Source organism: Actinoplanes sp. NPDC049316, from assembly GCF_040677315.1.
Lineage (GTDB): Bacteria > Actinomycetota > Actinomycetes > Mycobacteriales > Micromonosporaceae > Actinoplanes.
On sequence record NZ_JBFAQM010000046.1, the window covers coordinates 26919 to 44047 of the forward strand.

Consider the following 17129-nt stretch of genomic DNA (forward strand, 5'->3'; position numbering starts at 1 on the left):
GAGGAGACCCACGCATGCTCAACCTCTCCGTGTTCCTGGAGGACAGCGCCCGGCACTACCCCGAGCGCGCGGCGGTCGTGCTGGGCGACCAGCGGCTGTCGTACGCGCAGGTCAACGCGGCCGCCAGCCAGATCGCCAACCTGCTCGTGTCGCGCGGCATCCGGCCGGGCGACAAGGTGGCGCTGTCCTGCCCCAACCTGCCGTACTTCCCGGTCGTCTACTACGGCATCCTGAAGGCCGGCGCGGTGGTGGTGCCGCTGAACGTGCTGCTCAAGGGGCGCGAGATCGCGTACCACCTGGCCGACTCGGAGGCGAAGGCGTACTTCTGCTTCCAGGGCACCCCCGAGCTGCCGATGGGCTCGGAGGGGCACGCCGGCTTCAGCCAGGCCGACGGCTGCGAGCACTTCTTCCTGATCACCGCCGACCCGGCCGCCGCCTCGCCGGTCGAGGGCGCCGAGACCCTCGGGCAGGCGCTCGCGGGGCAGTCGCCGGTCTTCGAGACGGTGCTCGCCGCCGAGACCGACCCGGCCGTCATCCTCTACACCAGCGGCACGACGGGACAGGCCAAGGGCGCCGAGCTCAGCCACTCCAACCTGATCCTCAACGCGCTGACCTGCAACCGGCTGTTCCAGTCCCGGCCCGGCACCGACACGCACCTGCTCGTCCTGCCGCTGTTCCACTCCTTCGGCTCCACCGTCAACATGAACGCCGGCTTCTCCTCGGCCGCCACGCTCGTGCTCATGCCGCGCTTCGAGGCGGCCGGCGCGGTCAAGCTGCTGGAGACCGAGGACGTCACGTTCTTCGCGGGCGTACCGACGATGTACTGGGGCCTGCTCAACGCGCTGTCCGAGGGCGTCGACGTGGAGCGCATCGCCCGCAACATGCGCATCGCGGTCAGCGGCGGCTCGAGCCTGCCCGTCGAGATCATCAAGGAGGTCAAGACCCGGCTCGGCGTGCAGATCCTCGAGGGGTACGGCCTGAGCGAGACCTCGCCGGTGGCCACGTTCAGCGACCCCGACAGCGACCCGCGCCCGGGCTCCATCGGCATCCCCATCTGGGGCGTCGAGGTGAAGCTCATCGACGAGTCGTGGAACACCGTCGAGGGGGTGGACGAGATCGGCGAGATCGCCATCCGCGGCCACAACATCATGCGCGGCTACTACAACCGTCCCGAGGCCACGGCCGAGGTGATGAACAACGGCTGGTTCCGCACCGGCGACCTCGGCCGGCGCGACAAGGACGGCTTCTACTACATCGTCGACCGCGCCAAGGACATGATCATCCGGGGCGGCTTCAACGTGTACCCGCGTGAGATCGAGGAGGTGCTGATGACCCACGAGGCCGTCTCGCTGGCCGCGGTCATCGGCGTGCCGCACCCCAGCCACGGCGAGGAGGTGAAGGCGTACGTGATCCGCAAGGAGGGCGCCACGGTCACCGAGGAGGAGCTCGTCGCCTGGTCGCGGGAGCAGATGGCCTCGTACAAGTACCCGCGCATCGTCGCGTTCGTCGAGTCCCTCCCGATGACGGCCACCGGCAAGCTGCTCAAGCGCGAGCTGTCCTGACACGGCCGGGCGTGGCGCATCCGGCCGGAGATCGTTTGCGTGGGTACGGCACAGTGAGCGGTGTCGGCCGGCACCACGGAGGAAGCTTGAGCACAGCACAGCTGGACCGCCCGGCGCCCGCCCCAGGCCCGGCGCCGGGCGGGGTCCTGCGACGGGTGCGGGCGCTGCGCCACACCTCCCCGGGCCGGCTGCAGCTGCTGCTGACGACGCTGGTCGTGCTCGGCCTGCTCACCGGGCTCGTCGCCGGCCTGACCGCCGCCGCGGCCCGGGCCGGCACCGACGACCTCGGGGACCGGGCCCAGCCGCTGCTCGTGGAGGCCGAGACGATCTACTCGGCGCTCGCGGACGCGGACACCACCGCGGCGCAGGCGTTCCTGGCCGGCGGCCTCGAGCCGGCCGAGCTGACCCGCCGCTACGAGGCCGACCTCGACCGGGCCACCACCGCGCTGACCTCGGCGGCCCGGCGGACCCCGCCGTCGGGGACGGCCGCGGAGGCGATCCGCACGCTGTCGGCCGGCATCCCCCGGTATGCGGCCCTGGTCGCCAGTGCCCGGGCCAACAACCGCCAGGGGCTGCCGGTCGGCGCGTCGTACCTGTCGACCGCCTCGCAGCTCAGCCGCGACTCGCTGCAGCCGCAGGCCCAGATGCTGTTCCGCGACGCCCGCTACGAGGTCGACCGTGGGTACGCCGGCGCGCGTGCCTCGTGGTGGTCCGCCCTGCTCGTGGTCCTGCTGGCGGCGCTGCTCGTGACGCTGCTGGTCACCCAGGTGCACCTGAGCCGCACGACCCGCCGTACGTTCAACATCCCCCTGCTCGTCGCCACCGCCGTGACGCTGGCGCTGACGCTGACCACCGCGATGATCCTGACCGGGCAGCGCTCGCACCTGAACGACGCCGCCCGCGACGGCTCGGCGCCCGTGGCGCTGCTCGCCGAGGCCCGCATCTACGCGCTCCGCGAGCGCAGCGACGACGCGCTCACCCTCGTCGCCCGGCAGGGCTCCCCGGAGCCGGGCAAGGACCCGTACGAGGTGACCAGCCGGGAGCTGACCCGCCGGCTCGACCAGGCCGGCCGGGGCACCGACGGGAGCGCCCGGCAGGCCGTGGACTCCGCAGCCCGCCACCGCCGCGACTGGGAGAACGCCCACAAGCAGATCCGCGCGCTGGACGAGGGCGGCCGCTACGACGACGCGGTGCGCCTGGCGGTCGGCGAGGCCACCACGCAGACATTCACCTCGCTCACCGGCGATCTGGGCCGCGCCTTGGAGGACCGCAAGGAGGCCTTCACCCGCGAGATCGACGCCGCCGGGCGCGGGCTGGGCCTCCTGACCGTCGTGGGGCCGCTGCTCGCGCTGGTGGTCTGCGGCCTGGCGGCCGCCGGCCTGCGGGCCCGCCTGGAGGAGTACCGCTGATGCGCGCCCGTGCCGTCACCGTCGCCGCCGTCCTGCTCGTGTCGCTCGCCGCGGGTGGCTGCTCCGGCGACTCGTCGCGGCCGCGCGGCGAGGCCTCGGCCGCGCCGTCGGCCGCGGCCACCGCGCCGGGACCGGGTACGCCCGCCGACACGTCCTGCAACCCGCGGGCCAGCCGGCGCCCGTCCGCGCCGCTGCCGAAGCCGGGCGCGATGCCGGCCGGCACGTACATGCGCACGATCCAGGACCGCGGCCGGCTCATCCTCGGCACCAGCCAGGACACGCTGCTGTTCAGCTCGCGCAACCCGTTCACCGGCAAGATCGAGGGCTTCGACGTGGACATGGGCCGGCAGATCGCCGCCGCCATCTTCGGCGACCCCGACAAGATCCAGATCAGGGTCATCGGATACGACGACCGCGTCGAGGCCGTGGACGCCGAGGAGCCGGTCGACCTGGTCGCCGACACGATGACCGCCAACTGCGACCGGTGGCGCGACGTGGACTTCTCCACCATCTACTACGACGCCGGGCAGAAGGTGCTGGTCTCGTCCACCTCGGACGCCCGCGGCATCGGCGATCTCGGTGGCCGCAAGGTGTGCGCGGCGCAGGGCTCGACCTCCTACGACAACATCGCCGCCGCCGCGTCCAAGCCGGTCGCGGTCGCCCGGGCCGGGTTCGCCGACTGCCTGGTGGCCTTCCAGCAGAACGAGGTCGACGCCATCTCCACCGACGACACGATCCTCGTGGGGCTGGCCGCGCAGGACCCGTACGCGAAGGTCGTCGGCCCGCGCATGTCGCAGGAGCCGTACGGCATGGCGATCTCGAAGAAGCACCCCGAGTTCACCCGTTTCGTCAACGCCGTGCTGGAGCGCAACCGGGCGAACGGCACCTGGAAGAAGACGTACGAGCGCTGGCTCGGCGACCTCGGACCCGCCCCGCGCCCGCCCGCCGCGCAGTACCGGGACTGACGCCGGTCATGAGCGCCCCCTTCACCGACCTGCTCGCCCGCGCCGACGCCGAACTCGCCCGGCTCGAGGCCGCCGCCGAGGCGATCGCCACGAACCTCGTGGACCTCGACGACAACAGCGCCCGGCGGGACCTGGACCGCAGCCCGCTGACCGGGGCGACCGCCGCCGCGTGGGCCGACGCGACCGCCGCGCTGACCCAGCTGTGGGACGGCTACGGCCAGCTCACCGCGCTGATCACCGCCGCCCGGGAGGCCCGCGGGCAGCGCCGGTTCGGCGACCGGGACCGGTCGGCGTACATCGACCAGGTGCTGGGCCGGTCGATCGCGCTGTCCACGACCACCGTGCCGCTGGCCCGGCGCGGGCTGCTCGGCGCCGGCAAGGTCACCACGAGCTGCTCCCCCGCCGAGCTGTTGTCCGCGATGGAGGCCGCGTTCCAGCTGGCGGTCGGCGTCGCGACCCGGGCCGGCGACGTGTGGCACCGGCTGCTGCCCGCGGCCGCGGACGCCGCCGCGCGCCTGGCCACGCTGCGGACGCTGACCAGCTCGGCGCTGCTGGACGAGGCCGACCGCCGCCTCGGCGACCTCACCGCCACGCTGGCCACCGACCCGCTCGGCTGCGACGAGAGAGCGCTCGCCGACGTCCGGGCGCTGCTGGACCGGGCCGACGCCGAACGCACCTCCGCCGACGAGCTGCGCGAGGCCCTGACCCAGCGGCTCGCCGACGCGCACGCCCTGGCGACCCGGCTTGCAGCGGCCGCGCACACCGCCGCGGCCGCCGAGCAGCGGGCGGCGGGCCGGTTCCCGGACGCCGCCGTAGCCACGGTGACCGGCCCGGATCTCGGCCCCGACCTCGCCGCGATCGACGCGCTCGCCGCCGCCGGGCACTGGTCGCTGATCAGTCCGAGGCTGGCCGCGTGGACCCGGCAGGCACGCGAACGCCTCGCCGGGCTGGAGGGGGCCGCCGCACGCAACGCCGGGCTGCTGTCGGCGCGCGACGAGCTGCGCGGGCGGCTGGGCGCGTACGAGGCCAAGGCGGGCAGCCGCGGCGTGGCCGAGGATCCCGTGCTCGCGCCGCTCGCCGAACGCGCGCGCGGGCTGCTCTACACCGCGCCCTGTGACCTCGAGGCCGCGCGGGCCGCCGTGGGCGCGTACCAGGACGCGGTCTCCGCGCTGACGACCGCGAGGGAGGGCCGCCGATGAAGTGCCAGCGCAACTGCCCGGGGACCGTTCAGGACGGTTACTGCGACACGTGTGGCATGGCCCCGGCCAAGACGCCGGCGCCTCAGCAGCGCGCGGTCACCGCGCCCTCCGTCCGTACGGCGGCGATGTCCTCACGCACGAGCGGGTCGGCGCGCACCGGCAGCGCGCGGACGGGCAGCCGGCGGCGCCGCTTCGGCGGTGGCCTGGTCGACGTCGCCCCGCTGGAGCCGCGCGACCCGGCGACCGCGGTGATGGCCGTGGCGGAGGTCCCGGAGGACCGGCGCTACTGCGGCAAGTGCGGCAACCCGGTCGGGCGGGCCCGCGGCGACCGTCCCGGCCGAACCTCCGGCTTCTGCCCGTCGTGCGGCGAACCGTTCGACTTCACGCCGAAGCTCGGCAAGGGCGACCTGGTCGCCGGCCAGTACGAGGTGGTCGGCCCGCTGGCGCACGGCGGCCTCGGCTGGATCTACCTGGCGGTCGACAAGAACGTCTCGGACCGCTGGGTGGTGCTCAAGGGCCTGCTCAACTCCGGTGACGAGGACGCCCTGGCGGCGGCGGTGGCCGAACGCCGGTTCCTGGCCGAGGTCGAGCATCCGAACATCGTGCGGATCTACAACTTCGTCGAGCACGACGGCGCCGGCTACATCGTCATGGAGTACGTCGGCGGCGAGTCGCTCAAGGGCATCCTCAAGCAGCGCCGGGAGCAGGCGGGCGCCGCGGACCCGCTGCCGGTGGAGCAGGCGCTCGCGTACGTGCTCGAGATCATGCCGGCATTCGGCTACCTGCACGACCGCGGCCTGATCTTCTGCGACTTCAAGCCGGACAACGTCATCCAGACCGGCGACCAGGTCCGGCTCATCGACCTCGGCGGCGTGGTGCACGTCGACGACCTGGACGCCGCCCTGTACGGCACGGTCGGCTACCAGGCGCCCGAGATGGCCCGCACCGGACCGTCGATCCAGAGCGACCTCTACACGATCGGCCGGACTCTGGCCGTGCTCACCACGGAGTTCCGTGGCTACCAGAGCACCTTCAAGGAGAGCCTGCCGGACCGCGACGAGGTCGAGGTGTACCGGCGGCACGATTCGTTCTACCGGCTGCTCTCCCGCGCCACCCACCTCGACCCGGCCGAGCGGTTCGAGGACGCCGGCGAGATGGCCGAGCAGATGCTCGGCGTGCTGCGGGAGGTGCTGGCCGCCGCCGACGGCGAACCCCGCCCGGCGACGTCCCGGCTGTTCACCGGCGAGCTGCGGACCGACCCGCGCAGCGACGAGCCGCAGTGGCGGTTCCTGCCGGCGCCCATGATGGACCTGGCCGACCCGGCCGCCGGGTTCCTCGCCTCGGTCACCGTCACCGACCCGCGCGAGGTGCTGGCGCTGCTCGGCAAGGCGCCCGAGCACACCGTGGAGGTACGGTTGCGGGCGCTGCGGGCGTACATCGACATCGGGCCCGACGCCTTCGCCCAGGCCGCCGAGCTGCGCGACGCGATCGCGGCGGCGTTCGGCGTGGACTGGCGGATCGCCTGGTACGACGGCGTGCTGGCACTCGCCGCCGGGGACTTCGGGCGCGCCGCGGACCGCTTCGACGCCGTCTACTCGGCGTTGCCCGGCGAGCTCGCACCGAAGCTGGCCCTGGCGCTGAGCCTGGAGCTGGCCGGGCGGCACGAGCAGGCCGCGCGGCTGTACGACGTGGCCAGCCGCACGGATCCGGCGTACACCACGGCCGCGACGGGGCTGGCCCGGTGCCGGCTCGCCCTGGGTGACCGCGACGGGGCCGTGGAGGCGTACAACCGGGTGCCGGGCACGTCCGCCGCGCATCGCAGCTCGCAGGTCGGCGCGGTCCGGGCCCTCGTCCGCGCCCATCCCACCGCGCGGGCCGACGTGGCCGCGCTGACCGCCGCCGCCGCGCTGATCGAGCGCCTGGAGATGGAGGCCGCCCAGCTCGCCGCCCTGCGCGCGGAGCTGCTGGAGCAGGCTCTGCGGGCGCTGGCCGCGGGGGTTCCGGTGCCGGTCGCGGTGCTGGGCACGCCCGGCGACGGCACCGCCGGGGAACGCGACGTCCGGTTCGCGCTCGAGGCCGCCTACCGGGAGATGGCCCGGGCCGCGCACGGACCGGAGCGGATCCGGCTCGTCGATCTCGCCAACGCCTCCCGACCGAGGACCCGCACATGACCGTTCCCCTGGAGTGCGCCGCGTGACCGTTTCCCTGGAGTGCGCCGCGTGCGCCGACGAGCGGGCCGCCGGCGCCGCCTTCTGCGAGAGCTGCGGCCGCGCCCTGGCCACCGGGTCGCCGGCCGGGGCGGGCCCGGTGTGCCCCTCCTGTGGCCCGGCCGGCGCGATCGACGCCGACGGATACTGCGGCACGTGCGGGATGCTCGCCGCGCGTCCCCGCGACCACGCCGAGGCCGACGGCGGCCCGGTGGCAGCCGCGGTGACCGATCGCGGGCTGCGGCATCACCGCAACGAGGACGCGATGTGGCTGGCCACCCGCGGCGCCGACGTCGACGCCGTGGTCTGCGACGGCGTGTCCGCGTCGTTCGATCCGCACGTGGCGTCCGCGACAGCCGCCGAGGCGGCGGGCAAGGTGCTCGCCGGAAGCGGGGCCGACGTGGCGGGCCGGGCCGCGCCCGCCGATTCCGGGGGCGACCTCGCCGGACGCGTCGCCGAGGCGATCACGGCCGCCGGCGCCGCGGTCGCGGACCTGGCCGCCACCGACGCGCGGCGGGCCGCGTCCAACCCGGCCTGCACGATCGTGGCGGCGTGCGTGCGCGGCACGGAGATCGGGTACGGCTGGGTCGGCGACAGCCGCGCGTACTGGGTCCCGGAGGACGGTGACGCCCGGCAGCTCACCGAGGACGACTCCTGGGCCACGCACGCGATCGCGCTCGGCGTCGACCCGCAGTCGGCCTGGAACGACCCGAAGGCGCACGCCATCACCGCCTGGCTCGGCGCGGACGCGGGACCCGTGCGGCCGCGCACGGACACGCTGCGCCCCGGGGAGCCGGGCCTGCTCGTACTCTGCAGCGACGGGCTGTGGAACTATCTCACCGACCCCGCCGCGTTCGCGTCGGCCGTGCGTGGCGCCGTACGCGAAGCACCTGATGTGATCTCCGCGGCCCGGGCCCTGATCGCCTTCGCGAACGACGCCGGCGGGGCCGACAACATCACCGTCGTCCTCGTACCGTTCCACCCGTAGGGAGAGCCCGTGGCATACACCGCCGAGGCGTTCCAGAACGAGTTCCTCGCCCTGGGCGCGACCGAGGTCAACGCGATCGTCACCGTCACGTCGTCCGGCGCGGAGGGCGGACGGCGCACGGCCGGGGCGACCGAGATCATCATCGTGGACTGCTCCGGCTCGATGCAGGCCGAGGGCCGCATGATCGCCGCCCGGCAGGCCGCGAAGGCCGCGGTCAACTGCATCGACGACGGCGTACGCTTCGCCATCGTCGCCGGCGTGAGCACCGCGCAGCAGCTCTTCCCGGCGCCGGGGCAGCTCGCCGTGGCGACGCCGGAGACCCGCGCGCAGGCGGTGCACTCCATCGACCGGCTGCAGGCCAACGGCGGCACCGCCATGGGCGCCTGGCTCAAGCTGGCCCACCAGCTGTTCGCCCAGCGCCCCGGCGACATCCAGCACGCGATCCTGCTGACCGACGGCGAGAACGGCGAGTACAAGGGCTACCTGGAGAGCGTCCTGCAGGAGATCGGCGGCTCGTTCACCTGCGACTGCCGCGGGGTCGGCACCAACTGGACGGTCTCCGAGCTACGCAAGATCGCCACCGCCATGCTCGGCACGGTCGACATCGTGGCCCGCCCGCAGGACCTGGCCGCGGCGTTCGAGCAGATGATGACCGCCGCGATGGGCAAGACCAGCGCCGACGTGCAGCTCAAGGTCTGGACGCCGGTCAACTCGGCGATCCGCTTCGTCAAGCAGGTCGAGCCGCAGATGGCCGACCTGACCGGCAAGCGCGTCGAGGACGGCCCGCGGGCCGGACGCTACCCGCTGGGCTCGTGGGGTTCGGAGAGCCGCGACTACCACATCTGCGTGGACGTGGCCCCGGGCACGGCCGGCGACGAGATGCTCGCCGCGCGGGTGTCCGTCGTGGAGGGTGCGGTCGTGCACGCCCAGTGCCTGGTCCGCGCGGTGTGGACCGACGACACCGCGCTGTCGGCGCGGATCAACCGCCAGGTCGCCCACTACACCGGCCAGGCCGAGCTCGCGGACGCCATTCAGGCCGGCATCGAGGCCCGCAAGGCCGGCGACGACCGTACGGCCACCCTCAAGTTCGGCCGCGCGGCGCAGCTCGCCCACCAGAGCGGCAACAAGGCCACCGAGGACCTCCTGGCCACCGTGGTGGAGATCGAGGACGCCGCGACGGGCACGGTCCGGCTGCGCCGCCGGGTGGAGGCGGCGGACGAGATGGCCCTGGACACCCGCTCGACGAAGACCGTCCGGGTGGGACGCGGCCAGTGAGTGCGTACACCTGCCCGAAGGGCCACGTGTCGGCCACCGACGACTTCTGCGACACGTGCGGCGCCCGCATGTCCGGCGCTCCCCCGGCCGCCGCTCCCGCCGCCACGCCGCAGGTCTCCGGTCCGGCGTGCCCGCACTGCGGCGCGCCGCGCGCGGGGACCGGCCGCTTCTGCGAGGACTGCGGCTTCGACCATCACACCGGCAAGATCCCCGCGCTCGGCGGCCCGGCCGAGCCCGCGCCGGCCTGGACGGCCACGATCACCGCGGACCGCGACTACTTCGAGGCCAACGCGATCGAGGGGGTCGACTTCCCGGACCACACCCGGACCCGCACGATCACCCTGCCGTCCCCGCAGGCCCGCATCGGGCGGCACAGCACGTCCAAGGGGACCGACCCGGAGATCGACCTCGCGGACGACGACCCGGGCGTCTCCCACGCCCACGCGCTGCTGACGCTGAGCGTCGACGGCCAGTGGCTGCTGACGGACCTCGGCTCCACCAACGGCACGTACGTCAACGACGAGCAGAAGCCGCTCACGGCGGGGCAGAGCCGCACCCTGGCGGACGGCGACCGGGTGCACGTGGGCGCCTGGACGACGATCACCCTGCACGCGCCGTCCTGACCCGGCGGGCTGCTCAGGCGGCGCCGGCGGGCAGCGCCGCGCCGATGCAGTCGAGGACGCGCTCGAGCCCGTGACGGAACTGGTCCGCCGGACTGCTCGCGGTGTTCGTCCCGCCGTCGGTCCGTACGTACCTGCGCCGGGGACGATGAGAGCTGGTCGATTTGCCCGCGCACCGGAACGCGGGCGCGATACGGTCAGCCCGCGATGAAGGACGAGCGCATCGGTACGGTGCACCGCACCCAGGTGATCGACCTGCTGAACCAGGCGCTCACCGAGGGCAGCCTGCGTGAGGCGGAGTACGACAGCCGGATCGTCGCCGTCGGCTCGGCCACGTACGCCTCGGACCTGCTCGCCCAGGTGCAGGACCTGCCGCCGCGCCTGCAGTGGGACCCGCGCAACGCCGCTCCCCCGGCGCCGCCGGACCGCAACGCCGGGCGGGGAGCGCTGGTTCTGGGCCTCATGTCGGTGCCGTTGTCGTTCTGCCTGATCGGCGGGCTCCTCGGCGTCGTCGCGATCGTGCTGAGCACGCGCGGCAGCGGCGCGCACGGCGTCGGCCCGGCTTTGATCGGCCGGGTGCTCGGCATCGTCAGCGTGGTGCTCTCGATCGGCGCCGTCGCCGCCCTGATCGTCGCCGCCCGCTCCTGAGCGCCCCTCAGACGGTGAGCAGCGCGAAGAATCCGCCCACCACGGGCCGCGCCTGGAAGCCCTGCTGCCGGTTCGAGACCACGTCGTACCAGTCGGTGATCGGCACCCGCTGCCCGGTCGTGTGAGCGAACCGGTAGAGCCCGTCGATCAGCGCGTCCCGCACCGCCGCGTGGTCCTTGAGCCAGGCCGCGGTCCACATCTCCCAGTCCGCCTTCGTGTACGTGTGCCGGATGTCGAGCGGGATCCCGTCGGTGGCGACCCGCTGCAGATACCACTCGGCCTCGAGCTGCTGCACGGAGGCCGGTACGAGGCCCAGCTTCAGCAGCGAGTCGGCGTACCCGTTGTACTTCAGGCTCCACGTGCCGTCCCGGTCGTACGCGAGCTTGAGGTGCTTGCCCGAGGAGTCGAGCGCCATGCGTTCCCAGTCGGCGATGTAGCCGCGGGCCGTGGACAGGTAGCGTGCCGCATCCGGTGCCCGGCCGGCGGCGGTCGCGATCGTGCTCATGGCGCCGATGCCGATGATGCCCTTGAGCGCCAGGTTGACGCTGTGCGCGATGAAGCCGGTGAAGTCGTCCGTCTGGTTCTGCAGGTCGGGATCGAGCGCGTTCTGCACCAGGTAGTCGGCCCACTGCTGCAGGATCGGGTAGTGCGCCGCGGCGTACGCCTCGCGCTCGGCCCTGGGCGCCCGGTCGAGATACGCGGCGACCATGATGAGCATGTTGGCCGACTCCTCGACCGGCATGTCCTCCTCGCCCTCGCCGGAGAGGTGGCCGTCCGCGTTCGGGTAGTGCGCGCCGAGGTCGTGCGGCGCGAACACCTTCGGGAAGCCGCGCTTCTCCACGTAGTCGAGGACCGGCGCGAGGATCAGCCGCAGGTACTGCGGGTCGGCGTACAACCACACCGGCATCGACGGGTACGTGACGTCGACGGTCTGCATGTTGCCGTTGCTGGAGATCTCCTTGAGGAACGCCCACGGCTCGCCGTTGCGGCTGACCAGGTCGGTGGCCGCGTACGCCTGCCGGAACGCGAGCGCGCACAGGGCCGCGTACTCGGATCCGCCGGCCCGGAGGGCGTCGCGTTCCACCTTCTCGTCGAGCCGGGCGCACCGCGCCGCGGCGGCCGCGTAGTCACGGTGGAACTCGGCGACCATCGCCTGCCACGTCGGCCAGTACGTCTTCCACAGCGGCGGCAACTGCTCGCCGAGGTAACTGACCGTGGGCTCGCGCAGGTGCCCGATGCTCACCACGAACGGCTCGGAGGCGCGGCGGGTGACCATACCCAGGGTCTGGTTGACGGCGAAGACCGGGTAGCGGTCGTTGATCCGCCGGGGCTTGTCCGGGTCGGCCGTGTTCGCCAACGTGTGTTCGGTGGCGATCCGGCGGCGCACGTCGCCGTCCGCGCCGATCTGCCAGGTGAGGCCCGGGCGGGCCGGGCTGGAGAGCACGATCGTTCCCCACTCGGCGGTGTCGCCGCGCTCGCGCAGCACGTCCGGTGTGGACTGCTGGTAGGACAGCGTGACCACCCCCGCAGTGGCCTGCTGCTCCCAGGTGATCGAGCGGCCGGCGTCCCCGGAGGCCCACTCGCCGGAGATGTCGACGTACACCGACACGTCGTGCGGCCGGCCGTCGACGCTGCGCGCGCTCACCGCGACATAGCTCAGCGGCTGCGACTGCCGGCGCAGGTCACCGGGGGTTACCGGGGACAGGAACGTCACGGTCAGCTCCACGCCGGCCTGCTCCAGCACGAACTCGGACTTGGTCGCGGTGACGGTCAGCGAGGTCTGCCGCATTGTCGCGAAGGGATAGTCACCGGGCGCCGACGGCGAACCCATGAACAGGTACGGCGTGCCGTCGACTGTGGCCAGCCCGGTCATGGCCGTGACCCGGCCGGTCCAGAACGTGGGCCAGCTGCCGGGCAGGTTGTCGGCGGCGAGCCAGGTGCTCAGGTACGGCGACCGCACGGCGAGCGGCACGGCGGGTGGCCGGATCGCGGCGGCCCGGCGGGCCGGAGCTGCTCCGGCCGGGGTGGCACTCGACAGCACGGGACTCAGGGCGAGACCCGCCCCGGCCGTTCCTCCGAGCTGCAGCAGACGCCTCCGAGATGTCATGTCCCGACCTCCCCGCCGATTCATTCAACACCGTGAATCTAGTGCAAGTGTGTCCGAACAGGAAGGTCCCGCGTACGGATATGTTCAACCGTGTTCGGGCCAGAGCGCCGCATGGGCCTGATGCCACAGCTCCGGGCTGCGAGCGAACAGCGACGTGCCCGCCCGGGGGCCACGGATGCCGTCGACCCCGCCGTACGCGCCGCCGGCCTCGGTGACGATCAGCGACGTGGCGGCGAAGTCCCAGATCTGCCCGCGGGTCTGCACCGCCAGGTCGAGGCCGCCGCTCGCCACCAGCAGCGGGGCGTGCACGGCCCAGTCGCTCTCGGCGGCCCGGGCGGCCAGCGGCGCGGCGATGCGGCGATCGGAGTCGAGATAGTTGGGCGGCGCCGGGACCACGCCCAGCCGGCTGCCGTCGAGCACGTCCGGCCGGCCGGTGGCGACAGTGACGCGCTGCTCCGCCGTACCGTCGAGCCGGGAGCGGTAGGCGCCGCCGCCGCGACGGGCCCACCAGAGCGTGCCCTGCGCCGGGACCGCGGCGGCCGCGGCGACGACGTCGCCGTCCTCCTCCAGCGCGACCAGCACCAGCCACCGGTCGTCACCGGACACGAAGAGCGCGGTGCCGTCGATCGGGTCGATGATCCACCGGCGCGCGCCGGCGCCGGTCGCGCCGCCCTCCTCGCCGAGGATCGCGTCGCCGGGCCGCTGCGCGGCCAGCACCGCACGGATCGCCGCCTCGGTCTCGCGGTCGGCGGCAGTGACAACGCTGCCGTCGGGCTTCACCTCCCGGCGCAGCTCGGCGAGGGCGGCGAAGTGCCGCAACGCGACGGCCGCCCCCGCCAGGGCAGCCGTCCGGGCCAGATCAAGATCGCTCTGCACGGATCCCATCCTGCCGCGCGTCGCCCGCGCGGGCGACGCGGCGCGCCTCCCACACGAGCAGCACGACCGCGCACAAGGCGAAGAACGCGTGGCTGACGGGGGTGACGACCGCGCCGCCGCCGGCGAGCGGCTGCGTGGTGAAGCTGTGCCAGGCGTACGTGAGCAACCCGCCGGCCGCCGCCGCGAGCCGGTGCCGGCCGGCCCAGCCGTCCCGCCGCGACCAGCGCAGGATCGCCTCGGTCACGAGGACGAACGCGGCCAGCATCGCCGGCACGCCGGCCCGGTCGGGCAGCCACTTCGCGCTCATGAACAGCGCCCCGCCGGCCAGCGTCACGGCGAGCACGGCCCACGGGCCCGGCACGGCGCCCGGCGTGCGCGGCCGGGCCGGCACCAGGAACGCCGCGACGACCAGCAGGGCGACGAGGACGAGGACGGTCGCGAGCTTCGGCCAGGGAGCCACGTACGAGTCCATTCCGTACGAAGCCATCGTCGTGCCGAACGCCCCCACGGCCAGCAGCACGCTCGCCACCACCAGCCCCGGCGTGCGCAGCCACGGCGTCGTACGGCGGCTGCTCGCCTCCTCGACGAGCGCGATCGGCACAGTGATGCTCCATACCGTGTGCAGCGCCAGCACGTACAGGGTCCACGGGACCGCGATGCCCAGCGCCGGCACGAAGCCCTGATCGAGCAGGTGCGCGCCGGCGTAGTCCGGGTTGAACAGCGACTGGGTGGCGATGCCCTCCTCGAACAGCCCGTACGCGAGCGCCAGCAGCAGCACGGTCGGCCAGCCGCGACCGGTACGGCGGGTGACCTCGCGGATGACCAGCGCGCCGCCGCCGTACATCGGGGCCCAGCAGGAACAGGAACGGCAGCATCGCTACGGTGAAGTCGCCGAGGAGGAACTCCGCGACCAGCGGCGACAGGAAGAACAACACGACGACAGGGGCTCTCATGAGTCCATCGTGGAGCGCGTCGCGCGCCCGTCCCTGAGCCGTCCGTCATCGACGGTCCGTGACAGATGTCAGGGCCGGTGACCCGGCCGTCGGCCCGCTCGAGACCGCCCGGCTGGTCGCGCTCGGTGCCGTGGAGGTCGACCGCTGGCTGGACTGCCACATTCTGCGGGCGCCCGGCGGCCACCTGCTCTGCGTCGTACCGGTCCGCAGCAGTGCGGAGCTGTTCGACGCCGAGGCCCGCACCTGGCCCTGGGATTCGTCGCCGGCTTCGCCGGCCGACGTGGGCAGGGCTCAGGCCTCGCCCATCACCAGGCCCTCGATGGTGTGCTTCTGGGTGATCGGGGTCAGCACGTCCACGACCGGGCAGTGCAGGTGGTCCTTGACCTGCTGCGGCAGCGCCTCCCAGTACGCCCGGGTGACCGCCATGTCGTGCTTCTCGCCGTTGATGCCGCCGGGGGCGTCGACGCCGAGCACCAGCACCGGCCGGGACTTCCGGGACTCGTTGCGGGTGCCGCGGTGGATGGTCAGCGCCGAGCGGGCCGAGACGTCGCCACGCTTCGGGTACTTGCGGACGGCGCGCTCCTCGTAGCGGGGGTAGTGCGACTTGGGCGGGAACATCCCGTGGCCGAACTCGGGCGAGTCGTCGAACTGGGTGCCCGGCGCGATCTCGAACGGGCCCATGTCCTCCTCGGTGTCGACCGCGGTCAGGTTGAACGCCAGCGAGTCGAGCCTGCGCTGCGTACGGGTGATCTCCGGCATCGGGAAGTCGCGGTGCCACGGCTGGTTGACCGCGCCGGCGAACGGGATGTCGAAGCCCAGCTCGACGATCTCGTACTGCGGGCCGAGCACCGCCTCGCAGACCGCGGTCACCCACGGGTGCGTGACGAGGTCGACGAAGCCGCGCATCTGCTCCGGGTGGATCTCGACGTAGTAGCGCTTGGGGCCACGGCCGACGGCGCCGCCGGGACGGGCGATCGCCTCGGCGAACGCCTTCTCGATGTCCTCGCGCATGGTGTCGGCCCACTCGACGCTGAATGCACCCTTGCACGCGGTGATGCCCTCGTCGTAGATCGCGGTCCTGGCTGCTGCTCCTGCGTCGCTCATGCAAACCATGATTGCAACGTGGCATGCCACGTTGCAATAGCTGCCGGTAGGGTTTTCACCATGAGCGCGAGCCTGCGGCAGGTGGCCGAACGAGCCGGCGTGTCCATCCGTACGGTGTCCAACGTGGTCAGCGGCTTCGCGCTGGTGGCCCCGGAGACCCGGGCCCGCGTGCAGGCCGCGATCGACGAGCTGCAGTACCGCCCCAACGCGGCGGCGCGGCACCTGCGCGGCGGCCGTTCCGGGCTGGTCGCGCTGGCCATCCCGGAGATCGCCTCGCCCTACTTCGGGGAGCTCGCCGGGCTGCTCGTCGACGAGGCACAGAAACGGTCGTGGATGCTGCTCGTCCAGCAGACCGGCGGGGACGCCGACCACGAACGGCGCCTGCTCGACGGCGTACGCGGCCAGGTCGTCGACGGCCTCGTGCTGAGCCCCTGGGCGCTGTCCCCGCAGGACCTGCGACGCCGGCCGGACGCCGTACCGTTGGTGCTGCTCGGCGAGCAGGACGCCGACGGCCTGCTGGACCACGTCGCGGTCGACAGCGTGGCGGCGGCCCGCGACGCCACCGCGCACCTCATCGCGCAGGGCCGCACCCGCATCGCGGCGATCGGCCCGCAGCCGCACCTGGAGAACGGCACGGCGGCCCGCCGCGTCGAGGGCTACCGCGCCGCCCTGGCCGAGGCCGGCCTGCCCGCCGACCCCCGCCTGGAGATCCCGGTGGAGCGCCTGCACCGCGAGGACGGCGCCGACGCGATGCGCCGCCTCCTCGAGGCAGGACCCGAGATCGACGCGGTCTTCTGCTTCAGCGACCAGCTCGCCCTCGGCGCGATGCAGACCGCCCTGCGCCACGGCCGCACCATCCCCGGCGACCTCGCGGTGGTCGGCTTCGACGACATCGAGGACGGCCGGTACGCGACCCCGGCGCTGACCACCATCTCACCGGACAAGGCGGCGATCGCCCGAGAGGCGGTGGGCTGCCTCGCGGACCGCCTCGACGGCGACCCGGCGGCGCCGGCCCGCCGGATCGTCATCCCGCACCACCTGATCGTCCGCGACAGCGCCTGACCGATTCCGCCCGCGGACGACCAACCGCGCGTGCCGCCCCGCAGGAACGGCGTGCAGACCGGCCCGCCCGCGCGCAGCCCGCACGCCCGCGCGCAGCCCGCACGCCCGCGCGCAGCCCGCACGCCCGCACGCAGCCCGCACGCCCGCACGCAGC

14 protein-coding genes are annotated in these 17129 nt (G+C 73.6%); 10 read left to right on the forward strand and 4 right to left on the reverse strand.

Annotated elements, in window-relative coordinates; translation table 11 throughout:
- Nucleotides 1-14 precede the first annotated feature (14 nt).
- The 9 genes from AB0K03_RS38955 (at nt 15) to AB0K03_RS38995 (ending at nt 10873) form a co-directional block, all read left to right on the forward strand.
- A complete protein-coding gene (locus tag AB0K03_RS38955; RefSeq protein ID WP_364696463.1) occupies nt 15-1562 on the forward strand; it encodes a long-chain fatty acid--CoA ligase in 1548 nt (515 codons plus the stop codon).
- An 86-nt stretch (nt 1563-1648) separates the two neighbouring features.
- A complete protein-coding gene (locus tag AB0K03_RS38960; RefSeq protein WP_364696466.1) occupies nt 1649-2971 on the forward strand; it encodes a hypothetical protein in 1323 nt (440 codons plus the stop codon).
- Complete coding sequence (locus AB0K03_RS38965; RefSeq protein ID WP_364696469.1) at nt 2971-3936, forward strand: glutamate ABC transporter substrate-binding protein; 966 nt, start codon at nt 2971-2973, stop codon at nt 3934-3936. The genes AB0K03_RS38960 and AB0K03_RS38965 overlap by 1 nt, the downstream gene beginning before the upstream one ends.
- Nucleotides 3937-3944: 8 nt before the next feature.
- A complete protein-coding gene (locus AB0K03_RS38970; protein ID WP_364696472.1) occupies nt 3945-5135 on the forward strand; it encodes a hypothetical protein in 1191 nt (396 codons plus the stop codon).
- Entirely contained in the window at nt 5132-7306 is a 2175-nt protein-coding gene (locus AB0K03_RS38975; protein WP_364696475.1) for a tetratricopeptide repeat protein, read from the forward strand. The genes AB0K03_RS38970 and AB0K03_RS38975 overlap by 4 nt, the downstream gene beginning before the upstream one ends.
- Before the next feature lie 22 nt (nt 7307-7328).
- On the forward strand, nt 7329-8330 hold the full coding sequence (locus AB0K03_RS38980) for a PP2C family serine/threonine-protein phosphatase (protein WP_364696478.1): 1002 nt from the start codon (nt 7329-7331) through the stop codon (nt 8328-8330).
- Nucleotides 8331-8339: 9 nt separating this feature from the next.
- Nucleotides 8340-9605 (forward strand): VWA domain-containing protein, encoded by a 1266-nt coding sequence (locus AB0K03_RS38985; protein WP_364696481.1) that lies wholly within the window; start codon nt 8340-8342, stop codon nt 9603-9605.
- The gene (locus AB0K03_RS38990) at nt 9602-10228 is read left to right on the forward strand and encodes an FHA domain-containing protein (RefSeq protein ID WP_364696484.1); all 627 of its coding nucleotides are present in this window, start codon (nt 9602-9604) and stop codon (nt 10226-10228) included. Before AB0K03_RS38985 ends, AB0K03_RS38990 begins: the two co-directional genes overlap by 4 nt.
- Nucleotides 10229-10432: 204 nt before the next feature.
- A complete protein-coding gene (locus tag AB0K03_RS38995) occupies nt 10433-10873 on the forward strand; it encodes a DUF1707 domain-containing protein (RefSeq protein WP_364696487.1) in 441 nt (146 codons plus the stop codon).
- A gap of 7 nt (nt 10874-10880) precedes the next feature.
- On the opposite strand, the gene AB0K03_RS39000 is transcribed toward AB0K03_RS38995, so the two are convergent.
- The 4 genes from AB0K03_RS39000 to AB0K03_RS39015 all read right to left on the reverse strand — a co-directional run bounded on the left by AB0K03_RS39000 (nt 10881) and on the right by AB0K03_RS39015 (nt 15913).
- A complete protein-coding gene (locus AB0K03_RS39000) occupies nt 10881-12980 on the reverse strand; it encodes a glutaminase domain-containing protein (protein WP_364696490.1) in 2100 nt (699 codons plus the stop codon).
- Between the two features lie 84 nt (nt 12981-13064).
- Nucleotides 13065-13856, reverse strand: coding sequence for an inositol monophosphatase family protein (locus AB0K03_RS39005; protein WP_364696493.1), 792 nt, complete (start codon nt 13854-13856; stop codon nt 13065-13067).
- Complete coding sequence (locus AB0K03_RS39010; protein WP_364696496.1) at nt 13840-14700, reverse strand: hypothetical protein; 861 nt, start codon at nt 14698-14700, stop codon at nt 13840-13842. Before AB0K03_RS39010 ends, AB0K03_RS39005 begins: the two co-directional genes overlap by 17 nt.
- Before the next feature lie 400 nt (nt 14701-15100).
- Nucleotides 15101-15913, reverse strand: coding sequence for a phytanoyl-CoA dioxygenase family protein (locus AB0K03_RS39015; RefSeq protein ID WP_364696498.1), 813 nt, complete (start codon nt 15911-15913; stop codon nt 15101-15103).
- 60 nt (nt 15914-15973) lie between these two features.
- On the opposite strand from AB0K03_RS39015, the gene AB0K03_RS39020 reads away from it, so the two are divergent.
- On the forward strand, nt 15974-16975 hold the full coding sequence (locus tag AB0K03_RS39020) for a LacI family DNA-binding transcriptional regulator (protein ID WP_364696501.1): 1002 nt from the start codon (nt 15974-15976) through the stop codon (nt 16973-16975).
- Nucleotides 16976-17129 lie beyond the last annotated feature (154 nt).

Coding starts and splice junctions, on each gene's coding strand:
- AB0K03_RS39000 (WP_364696490.1), bottom strand. CDS start 12,980: ATGACATCTCGGAGGCGTCTGCTGCAGCTCGGAGGAACGGCCGGGGCG.
- AB0K03_RS38970 (WP_364696472.1), top strand. CDS start 3,945: ATGAGCGCCCCCTTCACCGACCTGCTCGCCCGCGCCGACGCCGAACTC.
- AB0K03_RS38965 (WP_364696469.1), top strand. CDS start 2,971: ATGCGCGCCCGTGCCGTCACCGTCGCCGCCGTCCTGCTCGTGTCGCTC.
- AB0K03_RS39010 (WP_364696496.1), bottom strand. CDS start 14,700: ATGTACGGCGGCGGCGCGCTGGTCATCCGCGAGGTCACCCGCCGTACC.
- AB0K03_RS39015 (WP_364696498.1), bottom strand. CDS start 15,913: ATGAGCGACGCAGGAGCAGCAGCCAGGACCGCGATCTACGACGAGGGC.
- AB0K03_RS38955 (WP_364696463.1), top strand. CDS start 15: ATGCTCAACCTCTCCGTGTTCCTGGAGGACAGCGCCCGGCACTACCCC.
- AB0K03_RS39020 (WP_364696501.1), top strand. CDS start 15,974: ATGAGCGCGAGCCTGCGGCAGGTGGCCGAACGAGCCGGCGTGTCCATC.
- AB0K03_RS38995 (WP_364696487.1), top strand. CDS start 10,433: ATGAAGGACGAGCGCATCGGTACGGTGCACCGCACCCAGGTGATCGAC.
- AB0K03_RS38975 (WP_364696475.1), top strand. CDS start 5,132: ATGAAGTGCCAGCGCAACTGCCCGGGGACCGTTCAGGACGGTTACTGC.